Consider the following 26,239-nt stretch of genomic DNA (forward strand, 5'->3'; position numbering starts at 1 on the left):
CGGTTGTCCACAGCCCCCGGACCGAGTTGTCCACAGGGCTGTGCGCGCCGGACGGCGGCTGGGCGATGATCGGTGCATGGGTGACACGAGCGAACAGGCCGAGGACGTACGGGACACCTCTCCCGGAAAGGCGGGGGACGGCTTCGCCGGCGCCGGGGACGGCTCCCCCGCCGACGAGCGGGACCGTCGGCGGGCCGCCTGGCACGCCTCCGGGCGGACGCTGTGGCGCGGCTCGGTGAACGAGCCGATGGGCGAGCGGCTGGCCGCGCTCGCGGCGGACGCGGCGTCCGTGTACGACATGGACGGCTGGGCGGACGTGTACGGGGACGGGGTGGTCGCCGAGCTGGAGCGCCGGGTGGCCGCGCTGCTCGGGTTCCCCGCCGCCGTCTTCTTCCCGACCGGCACGATGGCCCAGCAGGTGGCGCTGCGCTGCTGGGCGGGGCGTACGGGCAACCCGGTGGTGGCGCTGCATCCGCTGGCGCATCCGGAGGTCCACGAGGGCGGTGCCCTGTCGGTCGTCAGCGGGCTGCGGACGGTCCGGGCGACCGGCGAGCCCCGGCTCCCGACGGCCGGGGAGATCCAGGAGCTGGCGGAGCCGTTCGGCACGCTGATGCTGGAGCTGCCGCTGCGGGACGCCGGGTTTGTCCTGCCCACGTGGGACGAGCTGGTCGCGGTGGTGGACGCGGCACGCGCGCGGGACGCGGTGGTGCACTTCGACGGCGCGCGCCTGTGGGAGTGCGCGTCCCACTTCGGCCGCCCGCTGGCGGAGATCGCGGGGCTCGCGGACAGCGTGTACCTGTCCTTCTACAAGTCCCTCGACGCCCTGTCGGGCGCCGTGCTCGTGGGTCCTGAGACGCTCGTGGAGGAGGCGCGCGTGTGGCGCCACCGCTACGGGGGCCAGCTGTTCCAGCAGTACCCGGCGGCCCTGTCGGCGCTGCTCGGCCTGGAGCGTGAGCTGCCGCGCCTGCCGTCGTACGTGGCGCACGCGCGCGTGGTCGCGGCGGCGCTCGCCGAGGGTCTCGCGGAGTCGGCGGTGCCGTGGTTCCGCGTCCATCCGGAGCCGCCGCACACCCACCAGTTCCAGGTGTGGCTGCCGTACGACCGGGAGGTGCTGAACGACGCCGGGGTGCGGCAGGCGGAGGAGACGAAGGTGACGCTGTTCCGCCTGTGGCGCGAGGCGGGGGCGGGGCCGCCCGGGGTCTCGGTCACGGAGGTCACGGTGGCGGAGGCGGGCCTGGAGTGGAGCGCGGAGGACGTGAAGGCGGCGGTGGGGGACTTCGTACGGCGAGTGACCGGGTGAGCGGGTGAGCGGGGTGGTCCGCCAGGAGGCGCGGCGGGGATCAGGCTCCGCCGCCGCCCGCCCGTACCAGCCCCGACTCGTACGCGAGCACGACCACCTGCACCCGGTCGCGCAGACCGAGCTTGGTGAGGATGCGGCCGACGTGGGTCTTCACGGTCGCCTCCGACAGCACCAGCCGCCCGGCGATCTCACCGTTCGACAGGCCCTGCGCGACCAGGAGCATCACCTCGCGCTCCCGCTCGGTCAGCCGTTCCATCTGCTTGTTCCGCGGCTTGTCGGCGCTGGGCAGCAGCGGGGCGAACCGGTCGAGCAGCCGCCGTGTCGTGGAGGGCGCGACCACGGCGTCGCCGCTGTGCACCGAGCGGATCGCGCTCAGCAGTTCGCTGGGCGGCACGTCCTTGAGCATGAAGCCGCTGGCCCCGGCCTTGAGCCCGGAGAACGCGTACTCGTCCAGGTCGAAGGTGGTCAGGATGAGCACCTTCGGCGGGTTGGGCTCCGCGCAGATCCGGCGCGTCGCCTCCACCCCGTCGAGCCGGGGCATGCGGACGTCCATCAGCACGACGTCCACGGCGGTGGCGCGGAGGTTCTCGATCGCCTCGGCGCCGTCCCCCGCTTCCGCGACGACCTCCATGTCGGGCTGCGCGGCCAGCACCATACGGAAACCGGTACGCAGGAGCATCTGGTCGTCGACGAGCATGACGCGGATCGACATCGGGGGTTCCTTCTCCGTGGGGTGGGGGCTCATGCGTGCGGGGCTCATGCGCCGGGCCTCGTGCCCGGGGGCGCGCTCGTGCGCGGGGGTCGCGACGGTGCGGAGGAGCGGCCGGGCACGTCAGTGTGCCGGTTTCAGCGGGAGCAGCGCGCTGATCCGGAAGCCGCCGCCGGGGCGGGGCCCGGCGTCCAGCGTGCCGCCGACCATCCCGACCCGCTCCCGCATCCCGATGAGGCCGTGGCCGTGGCCGTCCGCGCCGCCGTCCACGTACAGCTCGTGGGCGGCGCCCCGGCCGTCGTCCTCGACGAGCAGGCCCAGACCGTCGTCGAAGTAGACCAGCCGCACGCTCGCGCCCACGTCGGGTCCGCCGTGCTTGCGGCTGTTGGTGAGGGCTTCCTGCACGATCCGGTACGCGGTCAGCTCGACCCCGCTGGGCAGCGGACGCGCGGTGCCCTCGATCTTGAAGTCCACGGTGAGGCCGGCCCTGCGCACCTGCTCGACCAGGTCCTCGATCTGGTCGACGTCGGGCTGGGGCACGTACTCCCCGCCCTCCCGCGTGTCCCCGGTCCGCAGGACACCGAGCAGCCTGCGCATCTCGGCGAGGGCCTGGCGGCCGGTGCTCGAAATGGTCTCCAGGGCCTGCTTGGCCTGGTCGGGGGCGGCGTCCAGGACGTACGCGGCGCCGTCGGCCTGGACGACCATCACGGACACGTTGTGCGCCACGACGTCGTGCAGCTCCCGGGCGATCCTGGCCCGCTCGGCGGCGACCGCCACCTTGGCCTGCGCCTCGCGCTCCTTCTCCAGCCGGGTGGCGCGCTCCTCCAGCTGGTCGAAGTAGGCGCGGCGGGTACGGAGGGAGTCGCCGAGCACCCAGGCGAGGACGAACGGCACGGTCAGCACCACACCCGCGAAGACCCGGCCGAAGGTACTCGCCTCGTCCACGGGCCAGCGCAGCTGCGAAAGCGGTGCCGCGAACAGCCCGCCGACCAGGGCGAGCCGGGAGGCCCAGCGCGGGCCGCCCTCGGCTGCCACGGTGTAGATGATGACCAGCATGGCGAAGTCGCCGGGATTGACCGGGACGTCCAGCGCGAGCTGGACCACGCCCAGCGCGACGACGAGCAGCAGCATCCTGGCCGGGGCCCGGCGGCGCAGCGCGACCACGATGCTGAGCAGCACGACCACGCCGATGGCCCGCAGCCGCGGCCCGACCCCGTCCACCGCGGTGACCGCCCACAGCAAAGACACCCCGAGGAGCATGACAGCCAGGAAGGTGTCGACGCCCGTGGGGTGTCTGCGGAGGAAGTCGTAGAAGCGCTGCACGTTATCCAGCGTAGGGAGGCGGAGAAGGCGGAGGGGTCAACCGGAGGGTCGATCCGGTCGGCGGAAGCGTACTCCCCAAGGTGGAGACTTGACGCCGTGACGGATGACAACGGGAAGCACCGGGGGGCGCGCGCCCGCCCGGACGATCCCCTGGCCACCCCCCAGGACGGCCTCCGGGCCGAGGGGTGGCGGGCGGCGGCGGAGCGCGCGCTGTACGGGCCCGGGGGCTTCTACCTGCGGCCGGAGGGCCCGGCCGGCCACTTCCGCACCTCGGTGCACGCCTCCCCGCTCTTCGCGGCGGCCGTCGCCCGGCTGCTGACCGCCACCGCCCGGGCGCTGGGGACGGACGAGGTGGCGTTCGTCGACGTGGGCGCGGGGCGGGGGGAGTTGCTGACCGGGGTGCTCGCCGCGGTCCCGGCGGGGCTGACCGTGCGCCCGTACGCCGTGGAGCGCGCGGCCCGGCCCGCGGGGCTCGATCCGCGTGTGGAGTGGTGCGCGCGGCCCCCGGCGGGGGTCGGCGGGCTGCTGTTCGCGAACGAATGGCTGGACAACGTCCCGGTGGACGTCGCCGAGACGGATCCCGACGGGGTGGTGCGGTACGTGCTCGTGCGCCCCGACGGCTCGGAGGAGCTGGGCGCACCGGTCGGGGGCGCGGACGCGCGGTGGCTGGCGCGCTGGTGGCCGCCGGCCGGGCCCGGCACCCGCGCGGAGATCGGCCGGCCCCGCGACGAGGCCTGGGCGGCGGCCGTCGCCACGCTGGAGCGCGGGCTCGCGGTCGCCGTCGACTACGCGCACGTACGGGACGCCAGGCCGCCGTTCGGGACGCTGACGGGCTTCCGGGAGGGCCGGGAGACGGCCCCCGTACCGGACGGGAGCTGTGACCTGACCGCCCATGTGGCCCTGGACGCCTGCGCGTTGCCGGGCGCGGAGCTGACCGACCAGCGCACGGCGCTGGGCCGCCTGGGGGTGAGCGGGGCGCGCCCGCCGCTGTCCCTGGCCGCCGCGGAGCCGGCCGCGTACGTACGGGCGCTGGCGGCGGCCGGGGAGGCGGCGGAGCTGACGGCGCGGGGCGGGCTCGGCGACTTCGGCTGGCTGGCCCAGCCGGTGGGCATCACGCCGGGCGGCCTGGGCGGCGGCGCCCTCCCCACCCTCGCGGACCCGGGCGTCTGACGGTGCCCCCCGGACCTCCGGGAGTCCGGCCCCCGGCCTCTGAGAGACTGTCGTCCATGACGGAGACCACGCGGACGACGGTCGGCATCGGCGGCGCGGCGGAGAGCACCGACATGGTGCTCAACATCGGCCCCCAGCACCCTTCGACGCACGGTGTGCTCCGGCTCCGCCTGGTGCTCGACGGCGAGGTGATCCGCGAGGCGGAGCCCGTCATCGGATACATGCACCGGGGCGCGGAGAAGCTCTTCGAGGCGCGCGACTACCGGCAGATCGTGATGCTCGCCAACCGCCACGACTGGCTGTCGGCGTTCTCCAACGAGCTGGGCGTCGTGATGGCCGTCGAGCGGATGCTCGGCATGGAGGTCCCCGAGCGCGCCGTGTGGACCAGGACGCTGCTGGCCGAGCTGAACCGCGTGCTCAACCACCTGATGTTCCTCGGCTCGTACCCGCTCGAACTGGGCGGGATCACCCCGGTGTTCCACGCGTTCCGGGAGCGGGAGGTCATACAGGCCGTGATGGAGGAGGTCTCCGGCGGCCGGATGCACTACATGTTCAACCGGGTCGGCGGCCTCAAGGAGGACCTCCCGGCCGGCTGGCAGGGCCGGGCCCGGCAGGCGGTCGCCGAGGTCCGCTCCCGGATGGACGTGTACGACGGGCTGGTCCTCGGCAACGAGATCTTCCGGGGCCGTACGCGCGGGGTCGGCGTGCTGTCGCGCGAGGCGGTGCACGCGTACGGCGTCTCCGGGCCGATCGCCCGCGCCTCCGGCGTCGATTTCGACCTGCGCAGGGACGAGCCCTACCTGGCGTACGGCGAACTCCAGGACACGCTCACCGTCGTGACCCGGGAGGCCGGGGACTGCCTGGCGCGGTTCGAGTGCCTGCTGGAGCAGACGCACAACGCGCTGGACCTGGCGGACGCCTGTCTGGACCGGCTCGCGGAGCTGCCTCCCGGGCCGATCAACCAGCGGCTGCCCAAGGTGTTGAAGGCCCCGGAGGGACAGACGTACGCCTGGACCGAGAACCCTCTCGGCATCAACGGCTACTACCTGGTGTCGAAGGGCGAGAAGACGCCGTACCGCTTGAAGCTGCGCTCGGCGTCGTTCAACAACATCCAGGCGCTGACCGAGCTGCTGCCCGGGACGCAGGTCGCGGACATGGTGGCGATCCTGGGGTCGCTGTTCTTCGTCGTGGGCGACATCGACAAGTAACCGACACGTGGCCCACAGACAGCGTCACCGTCAACCGGTGGCGCTGCGTACGCCTCCCACTTCGAGACGCCCCTTCGCGTCCTTCTCCGCAGGGTCGTCTTCGCCGGCCTTGTCCTCGCCGCGGTCCGGCTCGGTCAGGTCGATGACCGCGCCGACCGCCGGGTCCTCGGACCGCCGCCGCTCGGCGAGAGCCTCCTCGCCCACGACGTCCGCGAGATCCTCGCGCTCGACGGTGGTGCTCCCGGACGACGCGGCAGGCGTGGCCGGCGCGGGGTCGTCCTGGTCCGCCGATTCCACCGAGTCCCTGGTGCCCTTGCCGCCGCTCGCGGCCGGCTGCGGGCCGCCCGCGTCCTCCGCCTTGGGGTGCGCCCCGGCCTGCGTACCGAAGAAGTCGAAACCGCTGCCCGGCCGCCGCGCCGGGCGGCGCTGCGCGGAGTACGGAACGATCGCGGACGCGCCCGGCACCCGCTTGGCGAGCGCGGCGGCCGGGCGGGTGTGCTGCTCCGCCGTACTCCGGCCGGTGCCCGCGCCGTCGAACACGGACGCGTCCGCGCCCTCGGCGTCGTCGCCGGTGCCGTCCGTCGCGTCCTCCGCCGAGGCGTCGCCCGGGGCCCCGTCGCCGGGCTCACCGCCGGTGGCCGCGGGCTCCTTCGCCGGCGCCTCGTCCGTGGCGGCTTCCTCCGCGGTGGTGTCCGCCCCGGACCCGCCGTCCTTCGCGCCCCCCTCCGGGGTCGCCGCCGGCTGGAGCGCCCGCCGGTCCTCGGCGGTCTTGATCAGATTGTCGAGCGCCTGCGCCGCGCGCAGATAGACGGACGCGGTGGGCGTACTGCCCGCCGCCGGGAGCGCCTTGGGCTCGACGGCCGCCTCCAGGGCGAGCTGGCGCCGCCCCTCCAGCGCGGTGGCACGCTCGGTCTCCGCCGTGGCGTACCGCCGCAGCAGCGCCGCGTGTTCACCACGCAGCCCCGCCAACTCGATCCGCTTCGTGCGGAGTTTGGCGTCGAGCTTGACGCGCAGTTCGCGCGACTCGTCGACGTCCGCCTCCAGCTCGGCTATCCGCTCCTCGGTCTTCCACTGGTCGCTCTCCCGCGCGCGGATCAGATCCGCGACCCGGCGACCGGCGCTCTCGTCCCAACTGCGCATGAACACCGCGCCGGTGAGCGCCGCCACGGCCGTGGCGGCGACCAGACCGCGCAGCGCCGCCGGATCCGCGAGGAGCCAGGCCCCCGCCGCGCAGAGGACCGCGGCTCCGGCGACCGCCAACGGCGGAAGAAGCTTGTGGAGAGGTGGGGAATGGCGGTGGCGTCCACGTGGCATGGCCTGAAATTTACCGTGCGTGGAGACCGGATGGGGTGCCCGTCGGACAATCTTTCCCGGCCCGTTGCCGTTCCGCCGCCGATTCGGCTTTCCCGCCCCGCCATTCGCCGACCCGCTCTACTTCGTAAGAAGGCCCTTCGACTCCAGGTACTCCTTCGCCACGTCCTCCGGCTTCGCCCTCTCCGCGTCGACCTTGAGGTTCAACGCGGCGAGATCGCTGGTGGTCAGAGCGGCCGTCAGCTTGTTCAGGACCGCGGCCACCTCCGGCGTTCCGGCCTCCTTGGCATTGACGACAGGAAGCAGGTTGTCCGCGTTCTGGAGCTTCTTGTCGTCCTCCAGCACCACCAGTCCGAAGCTGTCGAGCGTGCCGTCGGTGGTGGAACTCAGCACGACCTGGTCCACCCCGTCCTTGACGGCCTGCTTGGACTGCGGCGTACCGACACCCTTGGGGTCGATGCCCGCGACGTCGATGCCGTACGTCTTCTTGAGGCCCGGCGCGCAGAACGGGCGCACCTCGCACTCGTCACCCGCGGCGATCTTCACCTTGATCTTCGACTTGCCGAGATCGGAAAGCGTCTTGAGGTTGTTCTTCTCGGCGAATTCCTTGGTGACCGCGAAGGCATTCTGGTCGACGGCCTGACCGACCTCCAGCACCTTCAGTCCGCGCGGCTCGGCTAGCTTCTTCAGCTCGGCCACGGTCGCGGCGGCGTCGCTGGACGCGAGCGGGTTCGCCTCGGCCTTCTTCGCGCCGTTCACCTTGGCGTTGAGGAATTCCGTGATCGTCGCCGCGTATTCCGGTACGACGTCGATCTCGCCCTTCTCCAGGGACGGTTCGTACAGCTCACGGTTGTTCACCGTGGTGACCGACGTCGAGTACCCGGCGTCGCCGAGGATCTGGGCGTACAGCTGTGCCAGCACCTTGGACTCGGTGAAGGCCGCCGCGCCGATGACGAGCGAGCCCTTCTTGCCGGAGCCGGAGCCGGAGCCCGCGTCGGTGCCCGTGGAACTACCGGAGTCGCTCTTGCCCTTCTCCAGGCTGTCGCCGCCGCACGCGGCGAGCGAGACGGTCAGCACCGAGGCTCCGAGGACCGCACCCGCGATGCGCGAGATCTTGCTCATGAGATTCACCATCCAAAAAAGAACAGAAGTCGTTGTTCACGCGGTCGTGGGGGACCCGGCGGCATCAGTGGCACCGGAAGTCTGTGAGGGGCGCGAGCGCGCGGAGGCGCTGCGCCTGCCGGGGTCGATCAGCCGGTCGAGCAGCAGCAGCGCGCCCTCGACGAGCAGGGCGAGCAGCGCCACGAGGAGCGCGCCCGCGACCACCTGCGGGGTGTTGTACGTGTTGAAGCCGGCCGTGATGATCCGCCCGAGCCCGCCCTGGCCGACCATCGCCGCGATGGTGGCCGTGGCCACCACCTGGACGGCGGCGGAGCGCAGGCCGGTCATGATCAGCGGGTACGCGAGGGGCAGTTCGACCCGTACGAAGACCTGGCGCCCCGACATGCCCATGCCCCGGGCGGCCTCCACCACCGCGCGGTCCACCTCGCGCATGCCGACGTACGCGTTGGTCAGCAGGGGCGGCACGGCGAAGAGCACCAGCGCGATGATCGTCGGCACATAGCCGGAGTTGCGCAGCGGCGAGACCATGAAGAGGGCGAGCACGGCGAACACGGGGACCGCCCGGCCCACGTTGGAGATGTTGATCGCGAGCGCGCCGCCCTTGCCGAGGTGGCCCAGGTACAGCGCGACGGGCAGGGCGACGAGGCAGGCCAGGACGAGGGCGACCCCGCTGACGTACACATGCTCCCCGAGTCTGTTCCAGACCCCGCTGGTGCCCGACCAGTTGGCGCCGGTCGTCAGCCAGGTCCAGGCGTCTCCCAGGACTCCCACGGTCAGCCCACCGCCTTCACGGGATCGTCGGCGGTCGTGCGGTCGTCGTCCGTGGACGGGCCACCGGTGCCCGGCCGGGCGGCGCGGTCCGTACGGCGCGGGAGGCGCGCGCGGCGCGAGGCGCGCCCGGTGCCGGCCCGGGTCCAGGGCGTCAGCAGCCGCTGCACCCCGAGGAGCAGCAGGTCGGCGACGACCGCCAGCAGCACGCAGAGCACCGACGCGGCGAGCACCTGCGCCTTGAAGAAGCTGGTCAGCGCGTCCGTGATCAGGTTCCCGAGGCCGCCCTTGCCGACGATCGAGCCGACCGTCGTGAGCGCCACCGTCGAGACCGTGGCGATGCGCAGCCCGGCCATCAGGGCGGGCAGGGCGAGCGGCAGCTCGACCTCCCAGAGCAGCCGTCCGGGGCCGTAGCCGAGTCCGCGGGCCGCTTCCCTGGCCTCCTCGGGCACCGATTCCAGCCCCGCCATGATGTTCCGCACGAGGATCGTCAGTGAATACAGCACCAGGCCGGTGATCACGAGTCCGGCGGAGAGCCCGAAAAGCGGCAGCAGCAGCGAGAACATCGCCAGGGAGGGAATCGTGTACAGCAGGGTCGTCAGTCCCAGCACGGGTCCGGCGAACGCCGGCCTGCTCCGCGCCAGCAGTGCCAGCGGGAAAGCGACGAGCAGCCCGATGGCGACCGACACGGCCGTGATCCAGATGTGCTGGACCGTCGCGTCGGTCAGTTCTTGGCTACGGGAGCGGAGATACTCCCCGCAGATCCAGTCGTTCGCCGCCAGGCATCCTTGTGCGCTCATCCGTCCCCGCCTCCCCCCTCTTCCCGTACCTATGTGTCCGAACGTATGTGTCGTCCGTGTGTCCGGCGAGACTATCCCCGACCACTGACATTCGCGGAAATCCGCCACATTCCAGCAACATGGCCTTCACATAAGACGCCGCACAATGGGGAATCATGATCCGATTCGAGAACGTCACCAAGCGCTACCCGGACGGCACCACCGCCGTCGACGACCTCTCCTTCGAGGTCTCCGAGGGCGAGCTGGTCACGCTCGTCGGACCGTCGGGCTGCGGCAAGACCACGACCATGAAGATGGTCAACCGGCTGATCGAGCCCTCCGAGGGGCGGATATTCCTCGACGGGGACGACATCTCCGCCATCGACCCGGTCCAGCTCAGGCGGCGTATCGGATATGTGATCCAGCAGGTCGGGCTGTTCCCGCACAAGACCGTGCTGGAGAACACCGCGACCGTCCCGCACCTCCTCGGCTGGAAGCGCGACAAGGGCCGGGCCCGCGCCGCCGAACTCCTCGACCTGGTGGGCCTCGACCCTTCGGTGTACGGCGACCGGTACCCGGAGCAGCTCTCCGGCGGCCAGCGCCAGCGCGTCGGCGTGGCCCGCGCCCTGGCCGCCGATCCGCCCGTCCTGCTGATGGACGAGCCGTTCGGCGCGGTCGACCCCGTGGTGCGCGACCACCTCCAGAGCGAGTTCCTGCGACTCCAGGCGGCGGTCCGCAAGACCGTGCTGTTCGTCACGCACGACATCGAGGAGGCCGTGCGGCTCGGCGACCGTATCGCCGTCTACGGACAGGGCAGGATCGAGCAGTTCGACGCCCCGGCGGCGGTGCTCGGCACGCCCGCCACCCCGTACGTCGCGGACTTCGTCGGCGCCGACCGCGGTCTCAAGCGGCTCTCCGTGACCCCGATCGAGGAGGGCGACCTGGAACAGCCGCCCGTCCTGCACCTCGACGACCCGCTGAGGCGCGCCGCCGCGAAGCTGGAGAAGGAGGGCGCGCGCTGGGCGGTCGTCCTGGACAGCGACGACAACCTGCACGGCTGGATCTCCACCGAACAGACCGGCGCGGAGGGGACCGTACGGGAACACGCGCGCCGCATGGAGGCGTGGCTCCCCGTCGGCGCCTCCCTCAAGCAGGCGTTCTCCACGATGCTCCAGCACGACGCGGGGTGGATCGCGGTGATCGACAAGGAGGGGACGGGACGCTTCCTGGGCGTCCTCACCCCGGCCCGGCTCCACGAGGCGCTGCGCCGCTCGATCGACGCGGACGCGCACGCCGTCCCCCGTACCGCCGTGGAACTGGAAACGATCAGCAAGATCGGGTGAAGCCCCTCTCCTACCGACAACCCCTAGGGTGTCGGTATGAGTACGTTTCGCGGGCGAGGCACGGTCGAGGGACTGCCGCAGTGGGACCGCTGCGCGGTCATGGGGGTCGTCAATGTGACGCCCGACTCCTTCTCCGACGGAGGCCGCTGGTTCGACACCACGGCCGCCGTCAAGCGCGGCCTCGACCTGGTCGCCGCGGGCGCGGACCTGGTCGACGTCGGCGGTGAGTCGACACGCCCCGGGGCCACCCGGGTCGACGAGGACGAGGAGCTGCGGCGGGTTGTCCCCGTCGTGCGCGGGCTCGCCTCCGAGGGCGTCACGGTCTCCGTGGACACCATGCGCGCCTCGGTCGCCGCGCGGGCGGTCGAGGCCGGGGCCGCCCTGGTCAACGACGTGAGCGGCGGCCTGGGCGACCCCGACATGGTGCCCGTCGTCGCCGCCGCCGGGGTGCCCTTCGTGGTGATGCACTGGCGCGGCTTCAGCCAGGAGATGAACAGCCTCGCGGTGTACGAGGACGTCGTCGCCGAGGTCGTCGCCGAACTCCGCACCCGGATGGACGCGGTGATCGCGGGCGGCATCGCCCCGGAGCGGATCGTGATCGACCCCGGCCTCGGCTTCGCCAAGCGGGCCGAGCACGACCTCGCGCTGGTCGCGCACCAGGCCGAGCTGCGCACCCTGGGCCGCCCGCTCCTCATCGCCGCGTCCCGCAAACGCTTCCTGGGGCACGTCCTGGCCACCGAGGGCGCCCCGCCCCCGGCCCGCGAGCGGGACGCGGCCACCGCCGCGATCTCCGCGATCACCGCCCACCAGGGCGCCTGGGCGGTCCGGGTCCACGAGGTACGGGCCACGGCGGACGCGGTCCGCGTGGCGCGCGCCGTCGAGGACGCCGCATGACCGCCCGCACGGACGTCGAGCAGGTCGAGCTGGCGAACACCACCTTCTACGAGGCCATGGAGCGGGGTGATCTCGACGCGCTGACCGCGCTCTGGCTGGAGGACGAGGACGGCATCTCCTGCGTCCACCCCGGCTGGCCCGTGCTCTCCGGCCGCGCCGAGGTGCTGCGCTCGTACGCCCTGATCATGGCGAACACCGAGTACATCCAGTTCTTCCTCACCGACGTCGTCGTGTCCGTCGCCGCCGACACCGCCCTCGTGACCTGCACCGAGAACATCCTCAGCGGCGGCCCCGCCGAGGAGAGCGGCGAGCTGGGGCCGCTCGTCGGCCAGCTGGTCGTGGCGACCAACGTGTTCCGCCGCACCCCGGAGGGGTGGAGGGTCTGGTCGCACCACGGTTCCCCCGTCCTGACGGAAACCGATGAGGAAGAAGAGGAGGAGCCGTCCTCCTGAGTGGGTAGGGGCCTCTTGCGGGACGGGGCCCCAGGGCCCCGTGGAAGAGCGCTGTCGGTGCCCGAAGGTAGATTCGAATAAGGGCACCCCGCCGCCCACCCGCGGCGGGACGTCCCGACGACCGACAACAGCAGGAGTGATTCGCGTGGATCGTGTCGCGCTGCGCGGCCTCAAGGCCCGCGGGCACCATGGCGTCTTCCCCAGGGAGCGCGAGGAAGGACAGACCTTCGTCGTGGACGTGGTGCTCGGCCTGGACACGCGCCCCGCGGCGGCGGACGACGACCTCACCAAGACCGTGCACTACGGAATCGTGGCCGAGGAGGTCGTGGAGATCGTCCAGGGGGATCCGGTCGATCTGATCGAGACACTCGCGGAGCGCATCGCCCAGCGGTGCCTCAAGCACGACGGCGTCCAGGAGGTCGAGGTGGTGGTGCACAAACCCGACGCGCCGATCACCGTGCCCTTCGACGATGTGACCATCACCATCACCCGGAGCCGACTATGACCGCCCCCTACGCGAACGGGCCCCAGAGCGACCCGACCGTCCAGCCGGTACCCGCCTCCGTCGTCGCCCAGGTCGACGCCGCCGACGTCACGCTGTCCAACCCCAAACGGGCGGTGGTCGCCCTCGGCTCGAACCTGGGAAACCGGCTGGAGACGCTCCAGGGGGCCATCGACGCCCTGGAGGACACCCCGGGCCTGCGCGTCAAGGCCGTCTCCCCGGTGTACGAGACCGAGCCGTGGGGCGTCGACGCCGGCTCCCAGCCGACGTATCTGAACGCGGTGGTCGTGGTCAAGACCACCTTGCCGCCGTCGTCCCTGCTGGAGCGCGGCCAGGCCATCGAGGAGGCCTTCGACCGGGTACGCCTGGAGCGCTGGGGTCCCCGGACGATCGACGTGGACATCCTGGCGTACGCGGACGTCGTCCAGGACGATCCGCTGCTCACCCTGCCCCACCCCCGCGCCCACCAGCGCGCCTTCGTCCTGGCCCCGTGGCACGACGTGGAGCCGGAGGCCAAGGTGCCGGGCCTCGGGGCCGTCGCCGACCTGCTGGCCTATGTCGGGACGGACGGCGTCCAGCCCCGCGCCGACCTGGAACTCCGCCTGCCCGATTAGTCGTTAGGCTCAACGGATTCCGGTACGGATTCCCGGCACGGATCCGCGACCCGGATTCCGTACGGCTCAGGACGGCAAGGCGAAGGGCGGCTCTCTCGGTGCAGCAGTTGCGGATCAAGGTGCTCGCCGGCCTGTTCGTGGTGGCCGGCGTGCTCTCCTGGGGCGCCGCCCGTCTCTGGGACGCCGTCGGCAGCCTGCCGGGGGTGCCGCTCGCGGCGCCCATCGTGCTCGCGGTGATCGCCGTGGTCCTCGCGGCCACGGCGCTGTCGCTGCGCTCACGGCTGCGGGCCCAGCGCGAGCGGCGGCCCGGGGCCAAGGGCGTCGACCCGCTGATGGCCGCCCGCGCCCTGGTCTTCGGCCAGGCCAGCGCGCTTGTCGTGGCCCTGGTCTCGGGGATGTACGGCGGCGTGGGCGTCTTCCTGCTCACCAAGCTCGACGTCCCCGCCCGCCGCGACCAGGCGATCTACTCGGGCTTCGCCGTCGTGGCCGGCATCGCGGTGATCCTCGCGGCCTTCTTCCTGGAGCGCGTCTGCAAGCTCCCGGAGGACCACGACGACGACCACCCGACCGCGACGCGCGCCTGAGCCGTACGTTCAGCGGGCCATGATCAGGCTCATCGCCTCGGCACGCGTGGCCGGCACCCTCATCTGACCGCGGACCGCCGACGTGATCGTCTTCGCGCCCGGCTTCCGTACCCCGCGCATGGTCATGCACATGTGCTCGCACTCGATGACCACGATCACCCCACGGGGATCGAGGATCTCCATCAGCGAGTCGGCGATCTGGGTCGTCAGCCGCTCCTGGACCTGCGGGCGCCGGGCGTACACGTCCACGAGCCGGGCCAGCTTGGACAGTCCGGTGATCTTGCCGTCCGCCGACGGGATGTAGCCGACGTGGGCCACTCCGACAAACGGCACGAGGTGGTGCTCACAGGAACTCATGACCTCGATGTCCTTCACCAGGACCATCTCGTCGTGCCCCAGGTCGAACGTGGTCGTCAGGACGTCCTCGGGCGTCTGCCACAGACCCGCGTATATCTCCTTGTACGCACGTGCCACCCGCTCCGGGGTCGCTCGCAGACCGTCGCGGTCCGGGTCCTCACCGATGGCGAACAGCAGCTCCCGCACCGCATTCTCCACCCGCTTCTCGTCGAACTCGCGGATCGGGCTCTCCCCGTCCAGAGTCACCGGGTCGGTCATGTATGTGCCTCGTTCCTCTGCCGTCCTGTGGGCGCGCAAACGAATGCCGCGCCCCCACAGGCTAAAACCTGGGGGACGCGGCATGCATTCCGGGCCTTCTCGGCGGTCCGGGATCAGCTTTCCGGGCGGTCCTCGGGGATCGCTTCGGTCGGTGTCTCACCGGTCGTCACGGAGGGCAGGCCACCGTTCGAACCGTTGGCGCCGATGGCGCCGTTGGTGAGCGCCAGCTCCTTCGGTGAGAGCACCGGCGGACGCGTCGAAGGCGTACGACGCGAGGAGCCGGTCCACGCCGGGCGGGCGGGGCGCCGAACAATGGTGGAGAAGATCTCGGCGATCTGCTCCTTGTTCAGCGTCTCCTTCTCCAGGAGCGCGAGGACCAGGTTGTCGAGAACGTCGCGGTTCTCGACCAGGATCTCCCAGGCCTCATTGTGCGCGGTCTCGATGAGCTTCTTGACCTCTTCGTCGACCAGCGCCGCGACCTCTTCCGAGTAGTCGCGCTGGTGGCCCATCTCACGGCCGAGGAAGGGCTCGGTGTTGTCGCCGCCGAACTTGATGGCGCCGAGCCGCTCGGTCATGCCGTACTGGGTCACCATGGCCCTGGCGGTCGCCGAGGCCTTCTCGATGTCGTTGGCGGCGCCCGTGGTCGGGTCGTGGAAGACCAGTTCCTCGGCGGCGCGCCCGCCCATCATGTACGCGAGCTGGTCGAGCATCTCGTTGCGCGTGGTGGAGTACTTGTCCTCGTCGGGCAGGACCATGGTGTAACCCAGGGCCCGGCCGCGGGACAGGATGGTGATCTTGTGCACCGGGTCGGAGTTCGGAGACGCCGCGGCGACCAGGGCGTGTCCGCCCTCGTGGTACGCGGTGATCTTCTTTTCCTTCTCGGACATGATCCGGGTCCGCTTCTGCGGGCCCGCCACCACACGGTCGATCGCCTCGTCCAGCGCGTGGTTGTCCACGAGCTTCTTGTCACCGCGCGCGGTGAGCAGCGCGGCTTCGTTCAGCACGTTCGCCAGGTCGGCGCCGGTGAAGCCGGGCGTACGACGGGCGACCGCGCTCAGGTCGACGTCCGGGGCGACCGGCTTGCCCTTCTGGTGGACCTTGAGGATCTCCAGACGGCCCAGCATGTCGGGGCGGTCGACGGCGATCTGCCGGTCGAAGCGGCCCGGGCGCAGCAGCGCCGGGTCGAGGATGTCGGGCCGGTTCGTGGCGGCGATCAGGATCACGCCGCCCTTCACGTCGAAGCCGTCCATCTCCACGAGCAGCTGGTTCAGCGTCTGCTCGCGCTCGTCGTGGCCACCGCCGAGACCCGCACCGCGGTGCCGGCCGACGGCGTCGATCTCGTCGACGAAGACGATCGCCGGGGCGTTCGCCTTGGCCTGCTCGAAGAGGTCACGCACGCGGGACGCGCCGACACCGACGAACATCTCGACGAAGTCGGAGCCGGAGATCGAGTAGAAGGGCACCCCGGCCTCCCCCGCGACAGCGCGGGCGAGCAGCGTCTTGCCCGTACCGGGCGGGCCGTACAGCAGCACACCCTTCGGGATCTTGGCGCCGACGGCCTGGAACTTCGCCGGCTCCTGGAGGAACTCCTTGATCTCGTGGAGCTCCTCGACGGCCTCGTCGGACCCCGCCACGTCGGCGAACGTCGTCTTCGGGGTGTCCTTGGTGATGAGCTTGGCCTTGGACTTCCCGAACTGCATGACGCGGGAGCCGCCGCCCTGCATCGAATTCATCAGGAACAGGAAGACCACGACGATCAGCACGAAGGGCAGCAGCGAGAACAGCACCGAGAGGAACGGGCTCTGCTTCGACGGCGAGACCGTGTAGCCCTTCTTGATGTCGCCGCTGTCGAACTTCGCCTGAAGCGTCTTGGCCAGGGTCGAGCCCTGGCTGCCGATGTAGCTCGCCTGGATCTTGTTGCTGTCCTTGATCTTCACGCCGGGCGCGAGCTCGGCCTTGATGATCTGATCGTCGCCGGTCGTCAGTTTGACCTGCTGGACCTGGTTCTTGTTGATCGCCTGGATCACCTGGCCGGTGTCCACTGTCTTATAGCCGCCCGACGAGCCGACGACCTGCATCAACACGACCACGGCGAGGACGGCCAGCACGATCCACATGACCGGCCCACGGAAGTATCGCTTCACGTCCATCCATACGGAGCGAGAACGCTCCGTCCCTCCTGCCCGTAGGTAAATGCCGCTGTGAGAAAAGACTGTTCTTCGGACGGTACCCCAGCATTGTCACCCGCGACCGCACGGGACGGCTGACAAACCGGCCTTCCCATGCTCCAACGGCGGGAGGGGGGCCGGGGTTCCCGTCCGGGGCCGAACGGTTCAGCCGCCGTACACGTGCGGTGCGAGTGTGCCGACAAAAGGCATGTTGCGGTACTTCTCGTTGTAATCCAGGCCATATCCGACGACGAACTCATTCGGAATGTCGAAGCCGATCCACTTCACGTCGATCGCGACCTTTGCGGCATCCGGCTTACGGAGCAGGGTGACGACCTCCAGCGAGGCCGGCTCCCGGGAGCCCAGGTTGGACAGCAGCCACGACAGGGTCAGCCCCGAGTCGATGATGTCCTCGACGATCAGGACGTGCCTGCCCTTGATGTCGGTGTCCAGGTCCTTGAGGATCCTGACCACACCGGAGGACTGCGTGCCCGCCCCGTACGAGGAGACGGCCATCCAGTCCATCGTCACGGGGGTGGACAGAGCTCGCGCCAGATCCGCCATCACCATCACGGCGCCCTTGAGCACCCCGACGAGAAGCAGATCCTTGCCCGCGTACTCCGCGTCGATCTTCCCGGCCAGCTCGGCCAGCTTCCCGTCGATCTCTTCCTTGGTGATGAGTACCGATTGAAGATCGGTGCCCAAGTCCTTGTCGTCCACCCGCATCACTTTCGTCGTCGCCAGGAGACCAGCGCTTCAGCCCTGCCGGATGACCAGTCTGCCACCCTGCCTCCTGGCCTCCACGCGGCCGGGCAGGTTGATGGCTCCCTGGCCGCGCCAGCCCGTGATCAGGCGGTCGACCTCCTCGATGTGCCGGGCGAACAGCGAACCGGCCGGGGCGCCCGCGGTGATGACCGCCGTACGCAGCACCCGGCGGCGGACGGCGGGCGGCAGCGCGTACAACTTGGCGCACTCCAGCAGACCCGACGCGTCCCGTACGGAACGCTCCACGTCGGCCGCCCAGGCGTCCAGGGCGTCGGCGTCGTCGCGGGAGAGCCGTGCCGTGCGGGCCAGGGCCTCCACCACCCCTTTGCCGAGCGCCTTCTCCAGGGCGGGCAGGCCCTCGTGGCGCAGCCGGGAGCGGGTGTAGGCCGGGTCGGTGTTGTGCGGGTCGTCCCAGACGGGGATCGACTGCACCAGACAGGCCTTGCGGGCGGTCTGGCGGTCGACCTGGAGGAACGGGCGGCGGTACCGGCCGGCCGCTCCCGAGACGGCCGCCATACCGGAGAGCGAGCGGGTGCCCGAGCCGCGGGCGAGGCCCAGCAGCACGGTCTCCGCCTGGTCGTCGCGGGTGTGGCCGAGCAGGACGGCGGCGGCGCCGTGGCGCTCCGCGGCGGCGTCCAGCGCCGCGTACCGCGCGTCGCGGGCGGCGGCCTCGGGGCCGCCGTCGCGGCCGACGGTCACCGCGACGGACTCGACGGGGTCGAGCCGCATGCCGCCCAGGCGGGCCACGACCTCGGCGGCGCGGAGGTCCGAGCCGTCCTGGAGGCCGTGGTCGACGGTGACGGCGCCGGCGCGGACGGAGAGTTTGGGGGCCTCGAAGGCGAGGGCCGAGGCGAGCGCCATGGAGTCGGCGCCGCCGGAGCAGGCGACGAGGACGAGCGGGCGGTCGTCGGCGACGAGCGTCGAGGAGCGGTGGGGGGTGGTGACGCGGGACGTCTCGGGTCGCTCGGTGAGGACGTCGTGCAGTACGTCGTGGAGTACGCGGCGGACCGCCAGGCGTATCGCCGCGACCGCAGGATGGGGACCCATGTCCGGTGCCCTTCGTGATGTTTTTCGGGGGGTGCCTCGGTCGGAGACCGGCCTGAGACCGTCACGCAGAGTGCGTAGATGGTGACAGATCCGAGCCACTACCCGAGCATGGCACGCCTACCCCTGGCTCACGGTCCCTCGGACGGGTGATTACTGAGGCGTACTTCTGCCGTCGGCGGGATCCGGGTCAGGAATCTGTCTTACGGTGCACCCTCGCCACCCAGTCCGCGGGCTTGGCGATCTCGGCCTTGGTGGGCAGGGTGTTCGGCGAGGTCCAGACGCGGTTAAAGCCGTCCATGCCGACCTCGTCCACCACGGCGCGCACGAACCGCTCCCCGTCCCGGTACTGGCGCAGTTTGGCGTCGAGCCCCAGCAGCTTGCGCAGCGCCTGGTCGAGCCGGCTCGCGCCGCTGGCCCTGCGCTGCTGGAACTTCTCGCGGATCTCCGCGACGGACGGCACGACCTGCGGTCCCACACCGTCCATCACGTAGTCCGCGTGGCCTTCGAGCAGGGACATCACGGCGGTGAGCCGGCCGAGGACCTCGCGCTGCCCGGGGGTCTGCACCAGTTCGACGATGCTGCGCCCGCTGTCGCCGTCGATGTCCGCACCCTCGGGGCGACTGCCCGTCAGGGACTGCGCCGCCTCCCTGAGCCGTTCCACGACGGTCATGGGGTCGACGTCGGTCTCGGCGAGGAAGGACTGGATCTCACCCTGGAGGTGGTCCCTGAGCCAGGGCACGCCGGTGAACTGCGTGCGGTGCGTCTCCTCGTGGAGAGCCACCCAGAGCCTGAAGTCGTGGGGGTCGACGTCCAGTTCGCGCTCGACGTGGACGATGTTGGGGGCGACGAGCAGCAGCCGGCCGCCGCCGTTCGCGCCCGACGGCAGGTCGCGGGTGGGCGGTGCGAACGTCTCGTACTGGCCGAGGACCCGGGACGACATGAACGACAGCAGCATGCCCAGCTCCACGCCGGTCACCTTGCCGCCGACCGCGCCGAAGACGGCGGAGCCGGGGCTGCCCGAGCGACGCTCCTGCATCTTCTCGAACAGCGGCTTGAGCAGCTCGCGGAACCCGGCGACGTTGGCGCGCACCCAGCCGGCCCGGTCCACGACCAGCACGGGGGTGTCGGCGGGCTCGTGCCCCTCGGGGATCATCCGGGTGTATCCCCGGACGTGCTCCTCGGAGGCCTTGGCGTGCCGCCGCAGCTCGGCGACGATCTCGCGCGCCTCGTCCCGCGTCACTTCCGGGCCGGGCCGCGCCAGGCGGATCGCGGTCGCGACCGCGAGGTTCCAGTCGACCATCTCTGCACCACCGATGCTCGTCATGCGTCAACCGTACGTGCTCGGCGGCGGAGTCGTCAGGGGACGACCGGCACGGCCCGGCGGCCTCAGCGGTGGCCGAGGGCGGCGGAGAGGCGGTCCAGGGCCGTCTGGGCGGGGTCGGGGGCGGGGGTCGCGCCGGCCAGGAAGGCGAAGGCCAGGAGCCGTCCCCCGGCGTCCACGACGGTGCCCGCGAGGGTGTTCACGCCGGTGAGCGTGCCGGTCTTCGCCCGAACGAGTCCCCTGGCCGGTACGTCGTCCCCGTACCGGCCGCGCAGGGTGCCGCTGAATCCGGCGACCGGCAGCCCGGTCAGGACGGGGCGCAGCTCCGGGTGGTCGGGGTCGGCGGCCCGGGCCAGCAAGGCCGTCAGCAGGGAGGCGCCGACCCGGTCCTCGCGGCTCAGTCCGCTGCCGTCGGTGAACCGGGCGTGGCCGAGGGGCAGTTCCAGTTCCTCGATCTCCTCCGCGACGGCCCGTCCGGCGCCCGCGAAGCTCGCCGGTTCGTCCTCGGCGAGCGCGGTCTGGCGGGCCAGGGACTCGGCGATGTCGTTGTCGCTCTCGGTCAGGGTGCGCTCGACCAGGGCGGACAGGGGGGCGGAGTACGTCCTGGCCAGGGGCTTCGCGTCCTTGGGGGCGCGGTGGGGCCCGGTGGTGGCGGTGATCCTGACGCCCAGGTCGCGCAGCAGCCCGGCGAAGACGTCGGCGGCGTCGCCGGCCGGGTCGCCGCTGCGGGGGGCGGGCCCGCTGGTGGAGTCGTCGAGGCGGCCCTCGTCGGCCATCAGGGCGACGACGGGGGCGATGTTGTCGTTGGGGCCGATGGGGTGTTCGCGGGGGCCCGAGTAGAGGGAGACGTCGTAGCCGATCTCGACGGCGGCGATCCCCCGGTCGCCGAGGGCGCGGGCGGTGTCGTCGGCGAGGGCGCCGAGCCGCCGGGTGTCGAGGGTGGCGTCGCCGCCGCCGACGAGGGTCAGCTTCCGCGCGTCGCGGCCGGCCACGACGGTGGTGGGGATGCGGTGTTCGGGGCCGAGCGCGGAGAGGGCGGCGGCCATGGTGGCGATCTTCACCGTGGAGGCGGGGACCATCGGGGTGTCGGGGCCCTTGCCGTACAGCCGCCGGCCGGTGGCGACGTCGATGACCTCCGCCGTACGGACCTTGCCGAGCGCGGGGTCGTCCAGGAGCGGCCCGAGCTTCTTCCCGAGCCTCTCGGCGAGGCCGGCGGGCAGCCGGGCGGCGGCCGGGGCCGCACCGCCGAGCGCGGCGAGCACGGCGGGGGCGCTGGGAGCGGGGGCGGGGGCGGGCCGCCGGGCGGGGCCGTGCGCGGCCGGCGGGCCGTGATCTGCGCCACCTGTACGGTCCTGGGCGGCGGCCCAGCGCCGCTCGGCCTTACGCTGGCCGGAGTCCCACGGGCCCGCGAGCGTGACGGCACCGGCGGCGAGCACCAGGCCGACGGCGACAGAACCCGCCGTGAGCTGCCACACTTTCGGCTCAAGCACGGCTGACCAGCCCCTTTCGCGAACACACAGCTGCGTGGGGGACACTTAATCACTGCGCCTTGCCACGAGCACGGCACCCCGGCCAACGGCGGCCCGTCCGGCCGCGGCACGGGGTGCTTCTCCGTGAGGCCGCAACCTCACCGTACGCATGTGTTGATCATGGAGGAGCACCCGTGGAGTTCGACGTCACCATCGAGATCCCTAAGGGTTCGCGGAACAAGTACGAGGTGGACCACGAGACCGGTCGGATCCGCCTTGACCGTCGTCTCTTCACCTCGACCAGCTACCCGGCCGACTACGGCTTCGTCGAGAACACCCTGGGCGAGGACGGCGATCCGCTGGACGCGCTCGTCATCCTGGACGACCCGACCTTCCCCGGCTGCCTCATCAAGTGCCGCGCGATCGGCATGTTCCGGATGACCGACGAGGCGGGCGGCGACGACAAGCTGCTGTGCGTCCCGGCGTCGGACCCGCGGGTGGAGCACCTGCGCGACATCCACCACGTCTCCGAGTTCGACCGCCTGGAGATCCAGCACTTCTTCGAGGTCTACAAGGACCTGGAGCCCGGCAAGTCCGTCGAGGGCGCCGACTGGGTCGGCCGCGCCGAGGCCGAGGCCGAGATCGAGGCCTCGTACAAGCGCCTTGAGGCGCAGGGCGGCGCGCACCACTGACCGCCTGACCGTGTACGACCGTACGGGCGGCGCATCCCTCCGGGGGTGCGCCGCCCATCCGTGTGTAAGGGCTACGGGGGACCGCAGGACAACAAGACGACGTGGAAGAGAGCGGGAAGCAGACAGTGGTGGCCGAGTTGGACGGTCCTGAGGACCGCAAGCCTCCTTCGGACGAGGCGCGCAGTGCCTTCGCCCCTCCCCTCCGGGCGGGCAGGGCGCCCGCGTACGGTCTGCCGTCCCAGGCCCTCACCCCGGCGGAGGGCACCCCCCTCGTCCGGTTGACGAAGGACGCGCCCTGGCAGGACCGGATGCGCACCCTCCTACGGATGCCGGTCGGTGAACGGCCCGTACCGGAGACCGTGCAGCGGCACGACGACGCGGGCCCCGCCGTCCCCCGGGTGCTGGACCTGACGCTGCGTATCGGTGAGCTGCTGCTCGCGGGCGGCGAGGGCGCGGAGGACGTCGAGACGGCCATGTTCGCGGTCAGCCGCGCGTACGGACTGGCCCGCTGCGAGCCGACCGTGACCTTCACCCTGCTGTCGATCTCCTACCAGCCGTCGCTGGTGGAGGACCCGGTGACGGCCAGTCGGACCGTACGGCGCCGGGGGACGGACTACACGCGGCTCGCGGCGGTCTACACGCTCGTGGACGACATCACGGCCGAGGACACGGACGTCACGCTGGAGGACGCGTACCGCCGGCTGGCGGTGATACGGCGCAACCGCCACCCGTACCCGGGGTGGGCCCTGACGCTGGCGAGCGGGCTGCTGGCGGGGGCCGCGTCGGTGCTGGTCGGCGGTGGTCCCGTGGTGTTCGTCGCGGCGGCGCTCGGGGCGATGCTCGGCGACCGGCTGGCGTGGCTGGCGGCGGGGCGCGGGCTGCCGGAGTTCTACCAGTTCGTGGTGGCGGCGATGCCGCCGGCCGCGATGGGGGTGGCGCTGACCCTGCTGGGCTCGGCTGTGCACTGGGACGGCCGGCCGTCGGCCGTGATCACCGGTGGACTGTTCGCGCTGCTGCCGGGACGGGCGCTGGTGGCCGGGGTGCAGGACGGGCTGACGGGGTATTACATCACTGCGGCCGCGCGCCTGCTGGAGGTCATGTACTTCTTCGTCGCGATCATCATCGGTGTGCTGCTGGTGCTCTATCTGGGGGTGCAGCTCGACGCGCAGCTGAACCCGGACGCGGCGCTGAACACCCCCGCGCGGCCCGTGATACAGATCGTCTCGGCCGTCGTGCTGAGCTTCGCCTTCGCGATCCTGCTCCAGCAGGAACGTTCCACCGTGCTGATGGTGTCCGTCAACGGCGGGGTGGCGTGGACGGTGTACGCGGCGATGCACCACACCGGGGGCATCTCGCCGGTGGCGGCGACGGCCGTGGCGGCGGGTCTGGTGGGGCTCTTCGGACAGCTCTTCTCGCGCTACCGCTTCGCGTCCGCGCTGCCGTACGTGACGGCGGCGATCGGTCCGCTGCTGCCCGGCTCCGCCACGTACTTCGGGCTGCTGGGCCTCGCCCAGAACGACCTGGACCACGGGCTGGCGTCCCTGTCGAAGGCGGCGGCGCTGGCCCTGGCGATCGCGATCGGGGTGAATCTCGGCGGGGAGATCTCCCGGCTGTTCCTCAAGGTGCCGGGAGCGGGCCGTGCGTCCGGCCGCCGCGCGGCCAAGCGGACGCGCGGCTTCTGATCGGCGAGATGCGGGGGGACAGCGGGGTCAGCGCTTCGCGTGGCGGCCTCGGCCGCCGCCCTCCGGGGCGGTGTCCGGGACGGTCCGGCCCGCCGTGGAGCCGCCCTCCTTCTTGGACTTGGAGCGCGCCCGCAGGAACTCGATGGCGATCGGCAGCACCGAGATCAGCACGATCGCGATCAGGATCATCTCGATGTGCTGGTGGACGAAGGCGATCTTGCCGAGCGCGGCGCCGAGCAGGGTGACGCCCGCTCCCCAGAGCGTGCCGCCGATGATGTTGAACGTGATGAACGAGCGGTAGTTCATCCGGCTCACACCGGCGATGATCGGCGTGAACGTCCTGACCACCGGGACGAAGCGGGCCAGGACCAGCGACTTGGGCCCGTACTTCTCGAAGAATTCGTGCGCCTTCTCGACGTTCTCCTGCTTGAAGAGCTTGGAGTCCGGGCGCTTGAACAGCGAGGGCCCGACCTTGCGGCCGAAGAGATAACCGACCTGGTCCCCGATGATGGCCGCCAGCACCACCAGCACACAGACGAGCCACAGCGGGTGGTCGAGCGTGCCCGCCGTGACCAGCAGGCCGGTGGTGAAGAGGAGCGAGTCCCCCGGCAGGAAGAAGCCGATGAGGAGGCCGGACTCGGCGAAGACGATGGCGAGGACACCGATCAGTCCGAAGGTCCCGATCAGATAGTCCGGGTCCAGCCAGCTGGGTCCGAGCGCAAGGGTGGTCACGGGTTCCGGACTCCTGTGTCGTTGGTCGGTCGATCGTCGAATCGGCGTGGTCGGCCGCGCACAAGCTATCAACGCCTACCCCCGCTCCCTGGTTCCACCCGCCCCCATGAGATCCGCCCCGGTCCCAGGGGGACAAATGACCCCGGGAACGGCCCGCCGTCCCCCCGGTCCCGGCCGGCGGTTCTTTCCGGCCGCCATGCCCTCTTTTGCGGGGGTACGGGCCATCCGCCGCCGTACGGTGGGCGCGTGGCCCCCGACGCTCCGCCGACCGGCACCGCGCCGGCGCCCGCGCCCTCCGCGCGCACGCTGCTGCCCCTGGTCGTCCCCTCCCTGGTGACCGGCGTGGTCGCCAGCCTCGTCCTGCTGGGGGTGAGCGGGCTCGCGGACCGGCTCAAGGACGTCCTGTGGAAGCTGCTCCCCGACGCGCTCGGGGTCGGCCGGTACTCCTCGCTCTGGATGATCGTGATGCTCACGGCGACCGGGCTGGCGGTGGGGATCGTCGTGCGGCAGGTGTACGGGCACGCCGGACCCGACCCGGCCACCACCGGCCTGGTCGACAGGCCCATGCCCGCGGGGGTGGTGCCCGGCCTGCTCGTCGTGACCGTGCTGGCGCTGGCGGGCGGGGTGAGCCTCGGCCCGGAGAACCCCGTCACGGCGGCCAACATCGCGCTGACGTACTGGCTCGGCCGCAAGGTCGCGCCGAAGGCGCCCGCGGTGCTGTGGATCTCGCTGGGCGCGGCCGGCACGATCGGCGCGCTGTTCGGTACGCCGGTGGCCGCCGCGCTCGTCCTCTCCGAGACGCTCGCGTCGCGTCCCGGTCCCGGCTCGCTGTGGGACAAGCTGTTCGGTCCGCTGATCGCGGCGGGGGCCGGCGGGCTGATGACCGTACTGATCGACCACCCGACGTTCGACCTCGACCTGCCGGATCATTCCGGCACCCACTGGAGCGACGCGCTGGCCGCGCTGGTGATCACGCCGGTCGCGGCGGGGCTCGGACTGGTGATGGTCTATGCCTTCCCGTACGCCCACACGGCCTTCCAGCGCCTCCGGCGCCCCGTCCTGGCCCTGACAGTCGGCGGGTTGCTGCTGGGCCTTCTGGGGGCCCTGGGCGGCCGTCTGACGCTTTTCAAGGGGCTGGACGAGGTGAAGACCCTGGCCGCCGATCCCGACGGCTGGTCGGCCGGGTGGTTCGCGCTGATGGCGGTGGTGAAACTGGCGGCGGTGCTCGTCGCGGCCGCGTGCGGTTTCCGGGGCGGCCGGATCTTCCCCGCGCTCTTCGCGGGGGTGTCCCTCGGGCTCTGCGCCCACGCCCTCGTGCCGGGCGTGGACACCACGGTCGGGGTGGTCTGCGCGGTGCTCGGGATGCTGCTCGCGGTCACCCGGCAGGGCTGGCTCAGCCTGTTCACTGCGGCGGTGCTGGCCGCCGACCCGAACCTGCTCCCGCTGCTGTGCGTGGCGCTGCTCCCGGCCTGGCTGCTCGTCACCGGCCGTCCGCAGATGCAGGTGCGGGAGGACGGGACGGCGGTGCGGTGAGCGTGCGTCCCGCGCGTGCGGCGTTCGGGCTCGCGTGCGCGCCGCTCGTACGGCCGCCCCGTTCGTCCGGCTGCCCCGTTCGTCCGTCCCGTCGGGCGACCCGCGCCGAACCTCCGTATCCTCGCCGAGGGGGCCT

25 protein-coding genes are annotated in these 26,239 nt (G+C 71.7%); 12 read left to right on the forward strand and 13 right to left on the reverse strand.

The genetic code is table 11. From position 1 onward, the window contains the following. Positions 1 to 76 precede the first annotated feature (76 nt). Positions 77 to 1,300 carry a threonine aldolase family protein gene (locus tag ACIO1C_RS26400; protein ID WP_401867597.1) on the forward strand — a complete coding sequence of 408 codons (1,224 nt, stop codon included), beginning with the start codon at positions 77 to 79 and terminating at the stop codon, positions 1,298 to 1,300. 40 nt (positions 1,301 to 1,340) lie between these two features. On the opposite strand, the gene ACIO1C_RS26405 is transcribed toward ACIO1C_RS26400, so the two are convergent. Beyond that, a complete protein-coding gene (locus ACIO1C_RS26405) occupies positions 1,341 to 2,012 on the reverse strand; it encodes a response regulator (RefSeq protein WP_401867600.1) in 672 nt (223 codons plus the stop codon). Between the two features lie 120 nt (positions 2,013 to 2,132). Then, positions 2,133 to 3,332, reverse strand: coding sequence for a sensor histidine kinase (locus ACIO1C_RS26410; protein WP_401867602.1), 1,200 nt, complete (start codon positions 3,330 to 3,332; stop codon positions 2,133 to 2,135). A gap of 150 nt (positions 3,333 to 3,482) precedes the next feature. Here ACIO1C_RS26410 and ACIO1C_RS26415 point away from each other — a divergent pair, with 150 nt between their 5' ends. Both ACIO1C_RS26415 and ACIO1C_RS26420 read left to right on the forward strand, forming a co-directional pair. Continuing rightward, entirely contained in the window at positions 3,483 to 4,502 is a 1,020-nt protein-coding gene (locus ACIO1C_RS26415; RefSeq protein WP_401868112.1) for an SAM-dependent methyltransferase, read from the forward strand. A 56-nt stretch (positions 4,503 to 4,558) separates the two neighbouring features. Next, entirely contained in the window at positions 4,559 to 5,710 is a 1,152-nt protein-coding gene (locus ACIO1C_RS26420) for an NADH-quinone oxidoreductase subunit D (protein WP_401867605.1), read from the forward strand. 30 nt (positions 5,711 to 5,740) lie between these two features. Here the strand turns inward: ACIO1C_RS26420 and ACIO1C_RS26425 are convergent, their stop codons facing one another. From ACIO1C_RS26425 to ACIO1C_RS26440, 4 genes are all read right to left on the reverse strand, one after another. Continuing rightward, on the reverse strand, positions 5,741 to 7,024 hold the full coding sequence (locus ACIO1C_RS26425) for a hypothetical protein (protein WP_401867607.1): 1,284 nt from the start codon (positions 7,022 to 7,024) through the stop codon (positions 5,741 to 5,743). A gap of 117 nt (positions 7,025 to 7,141) precedes the next feature. Continuing rightward, positions 7,142 to 8,143 (reverse strand): ABC transporter substrate-binding protein, encoded by a 1,002-nt coding sequence (locus ACIO1C_RS26430; RefSeq protein WP_401867609.1) that lies wholly within the window; start codon positions 8,141 to 8,143, stop codon positions 7,142 to 7,144. A 36-nt stretch (positions 8,144 to 8,179) separates the two neighbouring features. Beyond that, positions 8,180 to 8,914: an ABC transporter permease gene (locus ACIO1C_RS26435; protein WP_401762164.1), complete on the reverse strand. Its 735-nt coding sequence runs from the start codon at positions 8,912 to 8,914 to the stop codon at positions 8,180 to 8,182. Between the two features lie 2 nt (positions 8,915 to 8,916). Then, positions 8,917 to 9,711, reverse strand: a complete 795-nt coding sequence (locus tag ACIO1C_RS26440; protein WP_401867611.1) for an ABC transporter permease — start codon at positions 9,709 to 9,711, stop codon at positions 8,917 to 8,919. A 155-nt stretch (positions 9,712 to 9,866) separates the two neighbouring features. On the opposite strand from ACIO1C_RS26440, the gene ACIO1C_RS26445 reads away from it, so the two are divergent. From ACIO1C_RS26445 to ACIO1C_RS26470, 6 genes are all read left to right on the forward strand, one after another. Next, positions 9,867 to 11,033, forward strand: coding sequence for a betaine/proline/choline family ABC transporter ATP-binding protein (locus ACIO1C_RS26445; RefSeq protein WP_327235198.1), 1,167 nt, complete (start codon positions 9,867 to 9,869; stop codon positions 11,031 to 11,033). A 36-nt stretch (positions 11,034 to 11,069) separates the two neighbouring features. Beyond that, positions 11,070 to 11,927 carry a dihydropteroate synthase gene (gene folP, locus ACIO1C_RS26450; RefSeq protein ID WP_401867615.1) on the forward strand — a complete coding sequence of 286 codons (858 nt, stop codon included), beginning with the start codon at positions 11,070 to 11,072 and terminating at the stop codon, positions 11,925 to 11,927. Further along, entirely contained in the window at positions 11,924 to 12,379 is a 456-nt protein-coding gene (locus tag ACIO1C_RS26455) for a nuclear transport factor 2 family protein (protein WP_401867617.1), read from the forward strand. The genes folP and ACIO1C_RS26455 overlap by 4 nt, the downstream gene beginning before the upstream one ends. 145 nt (positions 12,380 to 12,524) lie before the next feature. Then, the gene (gene folB / locus ACIO1C_RS26460; RefSeq protein ID WP_401867620.1) at positions 12,525 to 12,884 is read left to right on the forward strand and encodes a dihydroneopterin aldolase; all 360 of its coding nucleotides are present in this window, start codon (positions 12,525 to 12,527) and stop codon (positions 12,882 to 12,884) included. Beyond that, positions 12,881 to 13,495 (forward strand): 2-amino-4-hydroxy-6-hydroxymethyldihydropteridine diphosphokinase, encoded by a 615-nt coding sequence (folK, locus tag ACIO1C_RS26465; RefSeq protein ID WP_401867623.1) that lies wholly within the window; start codon positions 12,881 to 12,883, stop codon positions 13,493 to 13,495. Before folB ends, folK begins: the two co-directional genes overlap by 4 nt. 98 nt (positions 13,496 to 13,593) lie before the next feature. Beyond that, positions 13,594 to 14,079 carry a DUF3180 domain-containing protein gene (locus ACIO1C_RS26470; RefSeq protein ID WP_401867625.1) on the forward strand — a complete coding sequence of 162 codons (486 nt, stop codon included), beginning with the start codon at positions 13,594 to 13,596 and terminating at the stop codon, positions 14,077 to 14,079. 9 nt (positions 14,080 to 14,088) lie between these two features. Here ACIO1C_RS26470 and folE read toward each other — a convergent pair whose 3' ends face one another. The 6 genes from folE to dacB all read right to left on the reverse strand — a co-directional run bounded on the left by folE (position 14,089) and on the right by dacB (position 21,485). Further along, complete coding sequence (gene folE / locus ACIO1C_RS26475) at positions 14,089 to 14,694, reverse strand: GTP cyclohydrolase I FolE (RefSeq protein WP_161311208.1); 606 nt, start codon at positions 14,692 to 14,694, stop codon at positions 14,089 to 14,091. Between the two features lie 113 nt (positions 14,695 to 14,807). Continuing rightward, entirely contained in the window at positions 14,808 to 16,844 is a 2,037-nt protein-coding gene (gene ftsH / locus ACIO1C_RS26480; RefSeq protein ID WP_401867628.1) for an ATP-dependent zinc metalloprotease FtsH, read from the reverse strand. A gap of 183 nt (positions 16,845 to 17,027) precedes the next feature. Beyond that, positions 17,028 to 17,588 carry a hypoxanthine phosphoribosyltransferase gene (gene hpt / locus ACIO1C_RS26485; RefSeq protein ID WP_161311206.1) on the reverse strand — a complete coding sequence of 187 codons (561 nt, stop codon included), beginning with the start codon at positions 17,586 to 17,588 and terminating at the stop codon, positions 17,028 to 17,030. 30 nt (positions 17,589 to 17,618) lie between these two features. Further along, positions 17,619 to 18,674 (reverse strand): tRNA lysidine(34) synthetase TilS, encoded by a 1,056-nt coding sequence (gene tilS, locus ACIO1C_RS26490; protein WP_401867631.1) that lies wholly within the window; start codon positions 18,672 to 18,674, stop codon positions 17,619 to 17,621. Positions 18,675 to 18,861: 187 nt separating this feature from the next. After that, on the reverse strand, positions 18,862 to 19,998 hold the full coding sequence (locus ACIO1C_RS26495; RefSeq protein ID WP_401867634.1) for a zinc-dependent metalloprotease: 1,137 nt from the start codon (positions 19,996 to 19,998) through the stop codon (positions 18,862 to 18,864). A gap of 62 nt (positions 19,999 to 20,060) precedes the next feature. Further along, positions 20,061 to 21,485, reverse strand: a complete 1,425-nt coding sequence (gene dacB / locus ACIO1C_RS26500; RefSeq protein ID WP_401867637.1) for a D-alanyl-D-alanine carboxypeptidase/D-alanyl-D-alanine-endopeptidase — start codon at positions 21,483 to 21,485, stop codon at positions 20,061 to 20,063. Between the two features lie 173 nt (positions 21,486 to 21,658). Here dacB and ACIO1C_RS26505 point away from each other — a divergent pair, with 173 nt between their 5' ends. Both ACIO1C_RS26505 and ACIO1C_RS26510 read left to right on the forward strand, forming a co-directional pair. Beyond that, positions 21,659 to 22,156, forward strand: coding sequence for an inorganic diphosphatase (locus ACIO1C_RS26505; RefSeq protein ID WP_161307199.1), 498 nt, complete (start codon positions 21,659 to 21,661; stop codon positions 22,154 to 22,156). 125 nt (positions 22,157 to 22,281) lie between these two features. After that, positions 22,282 to 23,838: a threonine/serine exporter ThrE family protein gene (locus tag ACIO1C_RS26510; RefSeq protein ID WP_401868114.1), complete on the forward strand. Its 1,557-nt coding sequence runs from the start codon at positions 22,282 to 22,284 to the stop codon at positions 23,836 to 23,838. A 27-nt stretch (positions 23,839 to 23,865) separates the two neighbouring features. Here ACIO1C_RS26510 and ACIO1C_RS26515 read toward each other — a convergent pair whose 3' ends face one another. After that, positions 23,866 to 24,570, reverse strand: coding sequence for a DedA family protein (locus tag ACIO1C_RS26515; RefSeq protein WP_401867639.1), 705 nt, complete (start codon positions 24,568 to 24,570; stop codon positions 23,866 to 23,868). Between the two features lie 246 nt (positions 24,571 to 24,816). Here ACIO1C_RS26515 and ACIO1C_RS26520 point away from each other — a divergent pair, with 246 nt between their 5' ends. Continuing rightward, positions 24,817 to 26,103 carry an ion channel protein gene (locus ACIO1C_RS26520; RefSeq protein ID WP_401867642.1) on the forward strand — a complete coding sequence of 429 codons (1,287 nt, stop codon included), beginning with the start codon at positions 24,817 to 24,819 and terminating at the stop codon, positions 26,101 to 26,103. Positions 26,104 to 26,239 lie beyond the last annotated feature (136 nt).

The organism is Streptomyces sp. NPDC087420 (assembly GCF_044744165.1).
Classification (GTDB): Bacteria; Actinomycetota; Actinomycetes; order Streptomycetales; family Streptomycetaceae; genus Streptomyces.